The organism is Undibacterium sp. Tian12W, assembly GCF_049339405.1.
Lineage (GTDB): Bacteria > Pseudomonadota > Gammaproteobacteria > Burkholderiales > Burkholderiaceae_D > Undibacterium.
In genome coordinates this window covers 135,974-149,232 of sequence record NZ_JBMPPK010000004.1, presented here as the reverse complement: position 1 = coordinate 149,232, position 13,259 = coordinate 135,974, and the positions used below count along the sequence as shown (strand labels likewise).

Genomic DNA, 13,259 nt, shown 5'->3' with positions numbered 1-13,259 from the left:
ACAGTGTTGGGCTGGTAAATCGTAGCCCAACCTACGGAAAACCACGCGATTTTCCTCTATGCCCCTTTGCGTCCCTGTATTGAACGGTCTTGAATTTATAAACAAAAACGCCGCTAATGATTAGCGGCGATTGTACCTGCTCAAACCAGGTTTATGCAGCACTAGGCATGCTGCCAGGCAAAATAACCAGTCTTTGCGCAACTTCCTTGCGATAGCGGTTCAAGTCTTGCACAGTCTCAAAAGTACGCTCGAACAGCAGCGACATATTGTGCAAAATGCGGTCGACGACTTTCTTTTCCCACACGCCATCAAACTTGATCTGGCCGTCGAGCCAGCGTTCCAGCCAGTCAGGGTCAGGCAGGCGTGATTGTATGGTGTCGTTAGGGAACAATGCCTGGTTGACATGCAGGTTGGTCGGGTGCAAAGGTTTTTCTGTGCGCCTGGCTGACGCCATCAGGACACCAATTTTTGAAAACGCAGCGCGTGCCACATCGCCGACTTCAGCCAGGGATTTTTTCATGTAGCGCAGATAAGCACCGCCGTGGCGTGCTTCATCCTGGCTGATGATTTTGTAGATATGCTTGATGACAGGTTCGGTATGCCAGTCAGATGCACAGCGATACCAGTGGTTCAGGCGTATTTCACCGCAAAAGTGCAGCATCAGGGTTTCCAGCGGTGGTGCTGGGTCAAACTCGAAGCGTACATTGTCGAGTTCTTTTTCAGTCGGCACCAGTTCAGGATGGAAGCGGCGCAGGTATTCCATCAAGACCAGGGAATGTTTTTGTTCTTCAAAAAACCAGATGGACATAAAGGCGCAAAAATCACTGTCGCCACGGTTATCACGCAAGAACATTTCTGTCGCTGGCAGCGCAGACCATTCAGTGATGGCATTCATCTTGATGGTTTGCGCCTGCTCAGGCGTCAGTTTGCTGGCATCATATTTATCCCAGGGGATGTCTGACTCCATATTCCAGCGCACTTGCTCCAAAGACTTAAACAATTCAGGGTAAAGCATGGTCAACCTCTGATAAAAATTGCGGAAATTAGAATAATTTGCCTAATTTTACCAGAGAGATGTGACGCCTTCACGACAGCGCCTGAATTGCTTAAAATTTAGGCGGGGATGCAACATCTTGTATAGTTTGATTAACTTATTTCGTTTTCGCTGACTGCCTGCCTTACCTCATCCCTGTCCAGATTAGGTGCAAACTGTTGTATGAATTCATAGGTATAAGCACGCAGGTAAGCACCACGGCGTACCGCCAGACGTGTGACATTCGATGCAAACAAGTGGCTGGCCGAAATTGTCCTCAAACCATGTGCACGTTGCACTTCTATCGCCATCGATGCTACCAGACCCACACCCAGACCCAGTGCCACATATTGCTGGATAACGTCAGAATCCATGGCGGTCAGAACAATGTCAGTACGCAAACCTGCCAGACGGAAAGCATCGTCGATATGACCACGGCCAGTGAAACCGACGTCATAGGTGATCAGTGGATAATTCGCCAGATCTTCCAGCGTCAGTTCACCCTTCTCCAGCAAAGCATGGCCTTCCGGTACGACGACAACGTGATTCCATTCATAGCAGGCAAAAGAAGCCAGGTCCTTGAATTGAGACAGGCCTTCTGTCGCGATACCAATGTCAGCCTTGCCAGACAATACCCATTCAGCAATATGTTCTGGTGAACTTTGTTGCAAGGCGATGCGCACGTCCGGGAAAGCCTGGCGGAAGCCTTGTACTACCTTGGGCAACACATAACGTGCCTGGGTATGGGTAGTGGCTATCGTCAGCGTGCCCTTGGACTGGTCAGAATAGTCCTCGCCAGCCTGGCGCAGGTTTTCTGCTTCCAGCAGCAATCTTTCTATGATGGGCAATATGTCCTTGCCCGGCTCTGTCAGGCCAGTCAGGCGCTTGCCATTGCGTTCGAAAATATCGACGCCGAGTTCTTCTTCCAGTTCACGGATCTGGCGGCTGACGCCGGGCTGGGAAGTGAACAGCACATTTGCCACTTCAGTCAGGTTGTAACCGCGGCGTGAAGCTTCACGGATGGAGCGTAATTGTTGGAAATTCATAAGGCGCCTTATTTTTATTTATTATTTCGTATCTACTATTTATTGGGTATCGACAAAGACATGCAGGCGTTTAGGGCGCACTACCAGAGCTTCACCGACTTTGAGTTTCAGTTGTTCATAGCGTTCTGTAGAAATCATGGCTTCGACCAGTTCGCCGTTGTCATCTCTTTCCAGTTCCAGCTGGGCCAGCGGGCCTATACTGTGGACGCGGCGCAGTTGCACATTGAGACCTGCTGCACCGGGCGAATAACGGTCTATTTCAAGTTCATGCGGGCGCACATAACCGGTACCAAAAGCGTCACGGGTTTCGGCATGGCCAGGGGCTTCAAAAGGCACACCACCGGCATCAAGTATGCCTTCATGGATACGGCCACGGAACAAGTTCACATTACCGAGGAAGCCATATACAAAAGGCGTAGCCGGATGGTGATATACCTCAGCCGGTGCACCAACCTGCTCGACCTTGCCATGGTTCATCAGAACAATCTTGTCAGCCACTTCCAGCGCTTCTTCCTGGTCATGCGTGACGAAAATACTGGTGACATGCAATTCATCATGCAGGCGACGCAACCAGCGGCGCAATTCCTTGCGCACCTTGGCATCCAGCGCACCGAAAGGCTCGTCCAGCAAAAGCACGCGCGGTTCTACTGCCAATGCACGTGCCAGCGCAATGCGCTGACGCTGGCCACCTGACAATTGCGGTGGATAACGGTCGGCCAGCCAATCGAGTTGCACTAACTCAAGCAGCTTGGTAACTTTTTCCTTGATCTCGCTTTCTGAAGGACGCAGATGACGCGGTTTGACACGCAAGCCAAAAGCGATGTTTTCAAAAATCGTCATATGTTTGAACAAGGCATAGTGCTGGAATACAAAGCCAACCTGGCGTTCACGCACATGCTGCGCAGAGGCATCTTGCCCGTCGAGCAAAACCTGACCACTGTCAGCATATTCCAGACCGGCGATGATGCGCAGTAGTGTGGTCTTGCCGCAGCCTGATGGCCCCAGCAAGGCGGTCAGTTCACCATTCGGAAAATCCAGCGAGACATTGTCCAGTGCGGTAAAACTACCAAAGCGTTTTTGTAATTGATTAACAGCGATACTCACGGTGAACCCCTTCTCTCTTTATTCTTGTGGCAACTGGCGGTTTTCATTGGTACGCCATTCGACTAATGTTTTCAGCGCGAGTGTCAGCAAAGCCAGCAAGGTCAGCAGTGACGCGACAGCAAAGGCGGCGGTGAAGTTATACTCGTTATATAAAATCTCGACTTGCAGCGGCATGGTATTGGTCTCGCCACGGATATGGCCAGACACTACCGATACCGCACCAAATTCACCCATGGCACGCGCATTACACAGGATCACGCCATACAGCAAACCCCATTTGATATTCGGCAAGGTCACGTACCAGAAAGTCTTCCAGCCAGATGCGCCGAGTACCAGTGCAGCCTCTTCTTCTTCGCTACCCTGTGCCTGCATCAGTGGTATCAATTCACGGGCGACGAACGGAAAAGTCACGAAGATGGTTGCCAGCACAATGCCAGGTACGGCAAACAAAATCTTGATTTCATGATCACGCAGCCATTCACCAAACCAGCCCTGGGCACCAAACAGCAAGACATAGATCAGACCGGAGATCACGGGAGACACTGAAAACGGCAAATCAATCAACGTCAGCAAGACATTCTTGCCACGGAATTCAAACTTGGCGATAGTCCAGGCTGCTGCCACACCAAACACCAGGTTCAGCGGCACGGCTATGCCTGCAGCTATCAGGGTTAGTTTAATGGCCGACAAGGCATCTGCTTCTACTATCGCTGCCAGGTAAACTTCCCAACCTTTTTTCAGCGCTTCAGCAAAAACGGCTGCCAGTGGAATGAATAAAAACAGGGTCAGGAAAAGCAATGCGGTCACAGTCAAAACTATTCGTACCCACAACGGTTCCAGCGTTGCCGCAGGTGTGATCACCGGCTCATGTCTGCGGGTAGCAAGCGGAGCTTTAGTTGGTTGATTAGTTGGCGGAGTAGCAGGTGAATTAATGGCGGCTGTCGTCATGATCAATCCCTCCCTGCATTTTGGCGGCTGCGCGTCCATGCCTGCAACGCATTAATCGCCAGTAACAGAGTGAAAGACAGCAGCAGCATGACCACGGCAATCGCCGTCGCCCCAGCATAATCATATTGTTCGAGTTTGGTAATCATGAATAGCGGCGTAATTTCAGAAATCATGGGCATGTTGCCAGCGATAAAAATCACTGAGCCATATTCACCGGTGGCGCGGGCAAAGGCCAGTGCAAAGCCAGTCAGCAAGGCAGGCAAGATACTGGGCAAGATCACACGCAAAAAGGTTTGCAGGTGGCTGGCACCCAGGCTGACGGCTGCTTCTTCCAGTTCTTTTTCAGCTTCTTCCAGTACAGGCTGAACTGTGCGCACCACGAAAGGCAGGCCGATGAATGTCAGCGCAATCAAAATACCGAGAGGCGTGTAGGCAACCTTGATGCCCAACGGCGTCAGCAATTTGCCTATCCAGCCATTTGGTGCATACAGGGTTGCCAGGGTGATGCCTGCCACTGCTGTCGGCAGGGCAAATGGCAAATCCACCAATGCATCAATCAAGCGCTTGCCAGGAAATTTGTAGCGCACCAGCACCCAGGCAACGATGCCGCCAAAGAAGACATTGATCAGCGCACCTAGCAGGGACGCACCAAAAGTCAGGCGGTAAGATGCCATCACACGGTCAGAAGTGACGGTATTCCAAAAGGCTTCCCAGGTCATGGTGAAGGTTTTCAGAAACACGGCAGAAAGCGGTATCAGGACAATCAAGCCCAGATAAAACAGGGTAAAACCCAGAGAAAGCTGAAAGCCGGGCATCACCCGTCTTGCCTTTTTATTTGATCCTAAAAACTGCGCCATGCTTAGCCTTTATTACAGATATGACTATCGATGAGCAATCTTCCCAGTATTTTGTTATATAGAAAACGAATTTTTTCTTATGCTTACATACGTTTTTCGCATATAGATTAGACGCTAATGAGCAAAAATGCCAAAAAATTATTCAAAAGTCATTGGATTGACGATGAACAAGGCATTTTGCAGCTTTGCATATGCAGAACGTGCAAAAACGCAGAGACACCGCTGCAGCATCGCATCGGTGATCTCTGCATTAGTTGTAAGAAGAAAAATCTCAGGCGAGTTTGAATTCTTCTTCGTAATGGAAGCTCAGCTTGCTTTCTTCACGGCTTAATAATGCCGCTTTGGGCAAATCAAACAAAAAACCCTGTAACAGATAAGGGCTGGCAGTCTGGTTTGCCTCACGCAATGCCTGCAAGCGCTTCTGGTTTTCGATGCGGCGGAAAATAATGTGGCACTGGGCCCGGTCAGCCTGCTCCAGCAAACGCACTTGTGCCTCTGCATCATTGGCCAGACTGATATCAACCTTGATGGATGAAGGCCGTATGCGGTCCAGTAAATCAACGGCTTGCTCCAGGCTGGCCGCATGCAAGCCTATGCGGAAACCATTGCGCCGGTAATTCTCGGCAACGTGGGTCAAGACCCAGCGCTGGCTGGGTGTGATCAAAGGCAGTTGCAAGACGATATCTGGATGTGGCAATTCCAGCACATCAAGAATGCGGCGGAAAGCCATGCCATGATTACCCTCCACCGCTGCCAGCAAGCGGCTATGCACACTCAGGTATAAGTCCAGCTTGGCACTTTCTGGCTGCCGGTAAAAATTCAGGGTATGCAAGAGCCGGCACAGCCTGTCCAGCTCTACCGACTCATCATCATTGGCGGCGTTTTCCAGCAATTTCCAGATATTCAGCCCCTGGTCATCGCTGGCATAGCTGCGTGCATAGGCCTCATAAGCTACGATACGGCCATCATCACCAGCGCGTATGGCCTGGAAGGCGCTGGTCAGAGTGGAATTAAAATAACGTCCGCGCGCACGCCCTTGTTCATCCAGCCACAAATTGGTGGTGGCCAGCGTACTTTGCAGACGACTCAGGTAGTTTTGCAATGCGGGATAATGCATGCCTGCCTCAGCTTAAAATTCTATCTATAACTTGGCGATAGAAACTTCTGTCGCTTTTACCAGCGCCACGACTTCTGAACCAATGACCAGGTTCAAGTCTTTGATGGAGCGCGTAGTAATGACAGAAGTGACGATGCCTGCGGGTGTCTCGACATCGACTTCAGACACGACAGAACCTTCGATGATGGCCTTGATTTTGCCGCGAAATTGATTACGGACGTTGATAGCTTGTATGCTCATGATAACTCCTTAAATTAGTGAAACAATCAGATTGCCCATGCAACCTGACTGACAGTCCTCAACAGCGACACATCACCCAGTTCGGTGTCTGGTGCGGCTGAAGGTTTTTGTAAAACGCGCTGCAAGATACGGTCTTCCAGCTCGGCAAATTTTGGATTGCCACGCGCCCTCGGGCGGGGTAAGTCGATACGGGTATCCAGCGTGATTTGCCCATCCTCTATCAGGATCACACGGTCTGCCAGGGCGATGGCTTCCTGTACATCGTGGGTCACCAGCACAGCAGTGAAACCACGCTGCTGCCACAGGCTTTCAATCAGGTTTTGCATTTCAATGCGGGTCAGTGCATCGAGTGCGCCCAAAGGTTCATCAAGTAATAACAGGGCCGGTTCATGCACCAGTGCCCTTGCCAGCGCAACACGCTGACGCTGGCCACCGGACAATACCGATGGCCACTCGTCAGCACGCTCGGCCAGCGCGACCTTTTCCAAAGCCTGACGCGCCCTGGTCTTGTCACTACCCAGACCCAGTGCCACGTTGGCAATAACAGACTTCCACGGCAACAAGCGAGAATCCTGGAACATCACCCTGGTATCTGGTTTTTCATTTCCCTCAGCAAATTCCAGGCTGCCGCTATCGGCTTTTTCCAGGCCGGCAATCAGGCGCAGCAAGGTACTCTTGCCGCAACCGCTACGACCTATGATGGCGACAAACTCACCTGCAGCAATCTGCAGATTCAATGACTTCAATACCTGCCGTCCCTGATACGATTTTTGTATGAGGCGCAGACTGAGTGCGGTACCGCTGCTAGCTGACGTACTCCCTGCGTTCTGGGCAGTTTCAGTTTCAGTCCCTGGCGACCATTCACCTTTGGCAGTCTGCTCCCAGCCACCATCAAGTTCGTCGCGCAGGGCGATGATGTCTGGAACGGCACTGATGGAAAACTCTGAAAATTGACGCATCATGCTGCCCTCCCCTGATAGCCCGGATGCCAGCGCAGGCAATACTGTTCAAGCCCACGCGACAGCACATCGGCCAGTTTGCCCAGCAAGGCGTATAACAATATGCCGACCAGCACCACATCGGTTTGTAAAAATTCACGCGCATTCATGGTCATATAACCTATGCCCGCCTGGGCAGAAATGGTTTCTGCAACGATCAGCAAGACCCACACCAGGCCCAGTGAAAAACGCACGCCAACCAGTATTGAAGGCAGAGCACCCGGCAAGATCACATCGCGATATAAAGCCCAGCCAGACAAGCCATAGCTTTGCGCCATTTCTATCAAACCCTTATCGACGGTGCGTATGCCATGAAAAGTATTCAGATAAACCGGGAAGAACACGCCCACCGACACCAGGAACAGCTTGGCCATCTCATCGATACCAAACCATAAGATCACCAGTGGTATCAAAGCCAGCGCAGGAATATTCCTGACCATTTGCAGCGTTGTGTCTAGCAAGGTTTCTGCAAAACGAAAACTGCCTGTCAGCAAACCCAGCAACAGCCCCAGCCCACCGCCGACTGCAAAGCCGGATATCGCCCGCCACAGACTGGTCTTGGCATGTACCCAGATTTCGCCGGAAACAGCGAGAGTCCAGAATGCTTTTACTACTGCCAGCGGTTCAGGCAAGATACGGCTGGACAACCAGCCAGTCTGCGCTGCCAGTTGCCAGAACAGGATCAATGTTACTGGCACCAGCCAGGGCAAACCACGTTTCAGCAGACGAACGCTGACCTGGCGAAAGACATCTGGCTTTTTTGCGGTAAACTGTGCTGCATGGCTGGAGCCACCCTGCGCATAGGTAGCAGCAAATTCACTCACTTCAGTAATCATTGGTCCCATATTGCCTCCTAGCTTTGCGATACCTTGGGAACGATGCCATTGGCCATGACTTCACCAAACGGGCCAGTCAGGCTGGTGGAAACACCGGGCACGGTCTTGCCTATCAGCGGGAATACCAGTTCTGAAAAACGGTAAGATTCTTCCAGATGCGGGTAGCCCGAGAAAATAAAGGTGTCGATGCCAAGCGCCTGATATTCCTTGATACGTGCAGCCACGGTTTCAGGATCGCCGACCAAAGCGGTACCTGCACCACCGCGCACCAAGCCTACACCGGCCCACAGATTAGGCGACACTTCCAGCTTGTCGCGCTTACCGCCATGCAGGGCGATCATGCGTTGCTGGCCGACTGAATCCATTTTGGCAAAAGCTTTTTGTGCACGGGCGATGACTTCGTCATCGACGTAACGGATCAAGTCATCTGCAGCTTTCCAGGCTTCATCGTTAGTCTCACGCACGATCACATGCAGACGTATGCCAAAGCGCAAAGTCCTGCCATGTTTGGCTGCGCGTTCACGCATGTCGGCGATCTTGGCGGCTACTGCTGCCGGTGGCTCACCCCAGGTCAGGTAAACATCGACCTGCTCTGCTGCCAGCTCATGCGCCGGTTCAGAAGAGCCACCAAAATACAGCGGCGGATAAGGTTTTTGTATCGCCGGGTACAAGGTTTTTGCGCCCTTGACAGTAATGTGCTCGCCTTCGAAATCATAACCGGCGTCACCACCTTCTCCAGCCAGTGAAGCACGCCAGACGCGCAAGAATTCGTCAGTGATTTCGTAACGCTTTTCATGATCGGCAAATACGCCATCAGCCTCCAGCTCGCCCTGATCACCTCCGGTGACGATATTGATCAGCAAACGCCCTTTGGATAAACGGTCAAAGGTCGCGGCCATGCGTACTGCCAGACCGGGGCTGCTCAAACCAGGGCGTATCGCTACCAGAAATTTGAGTTTGCTGGTCGCACCTATAAGGCTGGAGGCCACCACCCAAGCATCTTCGCAAGAGCGGCCCGTAGGCAAGAGTACACCGTCAAAACCCTGGGTGTCGGCAGCAACCGCAATCTGTTTCAGGTAGTCATAATTGACTTCACGCGCGCCATGCGTCGTCCCCAGATAGCGACTATCACCATGGGTGGGAATAAACCAGAATATATTCAAACTCATTATTTGCTCCTGTATTTTTCTCGTGTCATAGTTAGAGGCTTTTGCAAAATTAAGCTGGCTAGGCGTCGCCGGCGCAGACAGTGCTTTAGCACGGCAAGACGGCGCAACAACGCCAGATTATTTTTGCGAGAGCCTCTCATAGTTTGGTGCCTGGTGGCAGCCAAACCGCATCACGCACATTGACTGCTTTGGGTATCAGTTTTTGTTGATAGAAATTGTCAGCCACTCTTTGCTGTTCATCGACGATGTTCTGGGTCAGATAGACGACGGGCGAACGTGGCCTGCGTTCCAGAAAACTGGCGATGGTTGGTTTATCCAGACCAGTGCTGGCAGCAATGATGGCGACAGCTTCATCGCGGTTCTTTTGCACAAAGGTATCGCTGCGCGTCAGCTCTTCAAACAGCACTTGTATGACTTTGGGATATTTGTCAGCAAAGCTGCGTGCTGACAAATAGTGAGACAGATTGTTCACCAGGCCCTTGCCAGTCACTAGGATTCTTGGCGCTGCGCTTTGCTCAATCGCGGCCCAGTACGGGTCCCAGATCGCCCAGACATCAACACTGCCACGCTCGAAAGCTGCTCTGGCATCAGCCGGTGCCAGATACACAGGCGTGATGTCTGACCATTGCAAACCAGCTTGCTGCACAGCGCGCAAGACGTGGTAATGCGCACTTGAACCTTTTTGAAAGGCGATTTTCTTGCCCTTCAGATCTGCCAGCGTGCGTATGCTTGACTCAGGTTTCACCAAAATCGCGCTGACACCTGGCTTGGCCGGTTCAGCACCGACATAGACCAGATTGCTGCCTGCTGACTGGGCAAAGATAGGTGGCGGTTCGCCCGTGGTGGCAAAGTCTATGCTGCCAACGGACAAGGCTTCCAGCATTTGCGGGCCAGCGGTAAATTCAAACCAGGTGACTTTGACACCTTTCAATTGCTGTTCCAGCGCCTGCCTGTGTTTCAGCAAGGTCAGGTTGACTGAGCTTTTTTGAAAACCTATGCGTAGTTCCTTAGGTAAGTCTTTGGGCAAGTCAGTTCCAGCTGCAAAGCTGCTCACAGGCAGTACGCTGCTCAAAGCAAATGCCAATAACAGGCGACGGATGGCAGACAATTTCATCATCAGCCTCAGGTCTTGACCGCAAATACCGCATCGCGGATATTGATGCGCTTGGGTATCAGCTTCAGGTCAGCAAAGGTATCCGCTATGCTTTGCTGTTCCTTGATGACTTGCTCAGTCAGTGGCTTGACACCAAAACCAAAGCGGGAAGTGGATAATTCCACGATGCTGGTTTCCAGCCCGGTTTGCGTGGCCAATATGCTGGCAACTTCCCTGTGGTTTTTTGCTGCCCATTCATCGACCTTGGCCAGCTCTTCAAGAACGATGCGCAAGACTTCAGGGCTTTTTTGTGCATAGGGCCGCGCAGCCAGATAAAACTGGTGATTGCTGACCGCACCTTTGCCATCGACCAGTATTCTTGCCCCCAGTTGTTTTTCAGCCGCCGCCAGGAAAGGGTCCCAGATCGCCCAGGCATCAACACTGCCACGCTCAAATGCTGCGCGTGCATCGGCGGGTTGCAGGAAGATAACTTCAACATCTTTGTAATTCAGGCCTGCTTTTTCAAGCACCTTGACCAGCAGGTAATGCACATTGGAACCCTTGTTCAAGACTATTTTTTTACCCTTGAGGTCTGCTGCTGATTTCAAAGGAGAATTTTTGGGCACAATGACAGCTTCACCACCCGGTGCTGGCGGCTCATTGCCGACATACAGCAAATCTGCGCCGGCTGCCTGGGCAAAAATCGGTGGTGCTTCACCTGTAGTACCAAAATCGATACTGCCTACATTCAAACCTTCCAGCAATTGCGGGCCAGCGGGAAACTCTGTCCATTTGACATCGACACCCTGCGCCGCCAGACGTTTATCCAGCGCCCCTGTCCCCTTGAGCACCGTCAGTGTTCCATACTTCTGATACCCTATGCGCAGACTGGTCTTTGCCTTGTCCTGGGCAAAGGCTTTGGGCAAAACCACGCTCAAAGCGGCCGCGGTCAAGGCCGACAGACGGCTCAGGGTAAGACGTTTTTCCTTGCTGGTAATTTGAATTTTGCGGCTCATGTTCTGCTTTCATATTTTGGACAAGACTTCCCCCTGCCGGGGTGCCAGCATGAAAGAAAGGTTTCTAGTAAATGATGTTAGAGCGGGTACTTGCTCAGTACTGTAGCAATGCGGCTATGTTTTGCCAGGGTCAACAAGGTAAAACCAGTTCTGCTTCTGTTCTTACTGATGGTCGCAAAATACTCAGGCTATCAAGCAGGAGCTGCACACCATCTTCTACCCTTTGCTGTATCGCCGTATCCAGCTGCAGGCCATGCAGCTCTGACCAGGTCACTTGTGCATCTGTCGCATAAATACTGGGCAGGACATGCCGGGCCGACAGCGACGCAAGTACCGGGCGCAAGCCATAATCAAGCGCCAGCATATGTGACTGGCTGCCGCCCGTCGCGAGAGGTAATACCAGCTTACCGGCGAGACCATCCTGCGGCAGGATATCCAGGAAACTTTTCAGCAAACCACTGTAAGCCGCTTTGTAGATAGGTGTAGCGATGACTATCGCATCTGCTTTTGCCAGCAGGCTTTTGGCTGCCGACAATTCAGGATCAGAAAAGTCGGCATGCATCAAAGCCTGGGCAGGCAAGTCCCTGACATGCAGACTGCTGGTACGCTGCCCCAGTTCATTGAGCTTGATACCCACGTGATTCAGCAGTCTGGCTGAACGTGAGGGGGAAGACGGACTTCCCGATAGCAGTAAGATGCGCATGTTCTTGCCTCCGGTTTTTACTAAAGCTTATTTTTTGCCTGGCTGATAGATCTGGTCAAAGATACCGCCGTCAGCAAAATGCTCTTTTTGCGCCTTGGTCCAGCCACCAAAAGTATCATCTATCGTAAACAGTTTCACTTTAGGGAATTGCGCTGCATATTTTTTCGAGGCTTTTTCTGTGGTCGGACGATAGTAGTGCTTGGCTATCGTGTCCTGGCCTTCATCGGTGTACAGATAGTTCAGATAGGCTTCTGCCACTTTACGGGTGCCACGGCGGTCAGCTACTTTATCAACGACGGCAACCGAAGGCTCGGCCAGGATACTGGTCGATGGGGCGACGATTTCCACCTTGTCAGGGCCCAGTTCCTTGATCGCCAGCAGGGCTTCGTTTTCCCACGCCAGCAAGACATCGCCTATGCCACGTTCAACAAAAGTCGTGGTGGCGCCGCGCGCACCAGAATCCAGCACCGGCACGTTTTTATACAGCTTGGACAAAAACTCTTTTGCCGTCGCCTCGCTGCCACCTGGCAGTTTCAGCGCATAACCCCAGGCTGCCAGATGGTTCCAGCGTGCACCGCCTGAAGTTTTTGGGTTAGGTGTGATCACTGAGACGCCAGGCTTGACGATGTCAGCCCAGTCCTTGATACCTTTTGGATTACCCTTGCGTACCAGGAAAACGATAGTAGAAGAATAAGGCGAAGCATTGTGCGGCAAACGCTTTTGCCAGGCTTTGTCGAGCAAGCCTTTTTCAGCCAGCGCATCAGTGTCATAAGCCAGTGCCAGCGTGACCACGTCAGCATCGAGGCCATCGATCACGGCACGTGCCTGCTTGCCAGAGCCGCCATGGGATTGTTTGATGGTGACATTGTCACCGGTTTTGGCTTTCCATTGCTTGGCAAAAGCCTGATTCACATCCTGATACAGTTCACGGGTAGGGTCATAGGAAACATTGAGCAGGTTGATGTCTGCCGCTACTGCGCCAAATGATGCAAAACTTGCTACGATGCTTGTTGCGAGGATTATCTTTTTGATCGTCATCTCTAAGTCCAGGTAAGTAATAATTTTTATGAGGAATACAGCATAAAACGGCTCTATATAA

14 protein-coding genes are annotated in these 13,259 nt (G+C 51.7%); all 14 read right to left on the bottom strand.

The window, feature by feature from the left end; translation table 11 throughout:
* Positions 1–151 precede the first annotated feature (151 nt).
* The 14 genes from ACO0LI_RS06460 to ACO0LI_RS06395 all read right to left on the bottom strand — a co-directional run bounded on the left by ACO0LI_RS06460 (position 152) and on the right by ACO0LI_RS06395 (position 13,198).
* Positions 152–1,015, bottom strand: a complete 864-nt coding sequence (locus tag ACO0LI_RS06460; protein WP_110256427.1) for a ferritin-like domain-containing protein — start codon at positions 1,013–1,015, stop codon at positions 152–154.
* A gap of 131 nt (positions 1,016–1,146) precedes the next feature.
* On the bottom strand, positions 1,147–2,079 hold the full coding sequence (locus ACO0LI_RS06455) for a CysB family HTH-type transcriptional regulator (protein ID WP_423031758.1): 933 nt from the start codon (positions 2,077–2,079) through the stop codon (positions 1,147–1,149).
* Between the two features lie 39 nt (positions 2,080–2,118).
* The gene (locus ACO0LI_RS06450) at positions 2,119–3,183 is read right to left on the bottom strand and encodes a sulfate/molybdate ABC transporter ATP-binding protein (protein WP_422950239.1); all 1,065 of its coding nucleotides are present in this window, start codon (positions 3,181–3,183) and stop codon (positions 2,119–2,121) included.
* An 18-nt stretch (positions 3,184–3,201) separates the two neighbouring features.
* Positions 3,202–4,131, bottom strand: a complete 930-nt coding sequence (gene cysW, locus ACO0LI_RS06445) for a sulfate ABC transporter permease subunit CysW (RefSeq protein ID WP_423031756.1) — start codon at positions 4,129–4,131, stop codon at positions 3,202–3,204.
* 2 nt (positions 4,132–4,133) lie between these two features.
* Positions 4,134–4,988 (bottom strand): sulfate ABC transporter permease subunit CysT, encoded by an 855-nt coding sequence (gene cysT, locus ACO0LI_RS06440; RefSeq protein ID WP_422950237.1) that lies wholly within the window; start codon positions 4,986–4,988, stop codon positions 4,134–4,136.
* A 271-nt stretch (positions 4,989–5,259) separates the two neighbouring features.
* Complete coding sequence (locus ACO0LI_RS06435) at positions 5,260–6,105, bottom strand: EAL domain-containing protein (RefSeq protein WP_423031754.1); 846 nt, start codon at positions 6,103–6,105, stop codon at positions 5,260–5,262.
* Positions 6,106–6,129: 24 nt separating this feature from the next.
* Entirely contained in the window at positions 6,130–6,345 is a 216-nt protein-coding gene (locus ACO0LI_RS06430) for a TOBE domain-containing protein (RefSeq protein WP_110256421.1), read from the bottom strand.
* 26 nt (positions 6,346–6,371) lie between these two features.
* The gene (locus tag ACO0LI_RS06425; RefSeq protein WP_422950235.1) at positions 6,372–7,307 is read right to left on the bottom strand and encodes an ATP-binding cassette domain-containing protein; all 936 of its coding nucleotides are present in this window, start codon (positions 7,305–7,307) and stop codon (positions 6,372–6,374) included.
* Positions 7,304–8,188, bottom strand: coding sequence for an aliphatic sulfonate ABC transporter permease SsuC (gene ssuC / locus ACO0LI_RS06420; RefSeq protein WP_422950234.1), 885 nt, complete (start codon positions 8,186–8,188; stop codon positions 7,304–7,306). The genes ACO0LI_RS06425 and ssuC overlap by 4 nt, the downstream gene beginning before the upstream one ends.
* A gap of 8 nt (positions 8,189–8,196) precedes the next feature.
* Positions 8,197–9,342, bottom strand: coding sequence for an FMNH2-dependent alkanesulfonate monooxygenase (gene ssuD / locus ACO0LI_RS06415; RefSeq protein WP_422950356.1), 1,146 nt, complete (start codon positions 9,340–9,342; stop codon positions 8,197–8,199).
* Positions 9,343–9,484: 142 nt separating this feature from the next.
* Positions 9,485–10,462 carry a sulfonate ABC transporter substrate-binding protein gene (locus tag ACO0LI_RS06410; protein ID WP_423031752.1) on the bottom strand — a complete coding sequence of 326 codons (978 nt, stop codon included), beginning with the start codon at positions 10,460–10,462 and terminating at the stop codon, positions 9,485–9,487.
* Between the two features lie 8 nt (positions 10,463–10,470).
* Entirely contained in the window at positions 10,471–11,457 is a 987-nt protein-coding gene (locus ACO0LI_RS06405) for a sulfonate ABC transporter substrate-binding protein (RefSeq protein ID WP_423031750.1), read from the bottom strand.
* Positions 11,458–11,587: 130 nt separating this feature from the next.
* Positions 11,588–12,160, bottom strand: a complete 573-nt coding sequence (ssuE, locus tag ACO0LI_RS06400) for an NADPH-dependent FMN reductase (protein WP_423031748.1) — start codon at positions 12,158–12,160, stop codon at positions 11,588–11,590.
* Positions 12,161–12,187: 27 nt separating this feature from the next.
* Positions 12,188–13,198 carry a sulfate ABC transporter substrate-binding protein gene (locus ACO0LI_RS06395; protein ID WP_422950230.1) on the bottom strand — a complete coding sequence of 337 codons (1,011 nt, stop codon included), beginning with the start codon at positions 13,196–13,198 and terminating at the stop codon, positions 12,188–12,190.
* Positions 13,199–13,259: the final 61 nt, after the last annotated feature.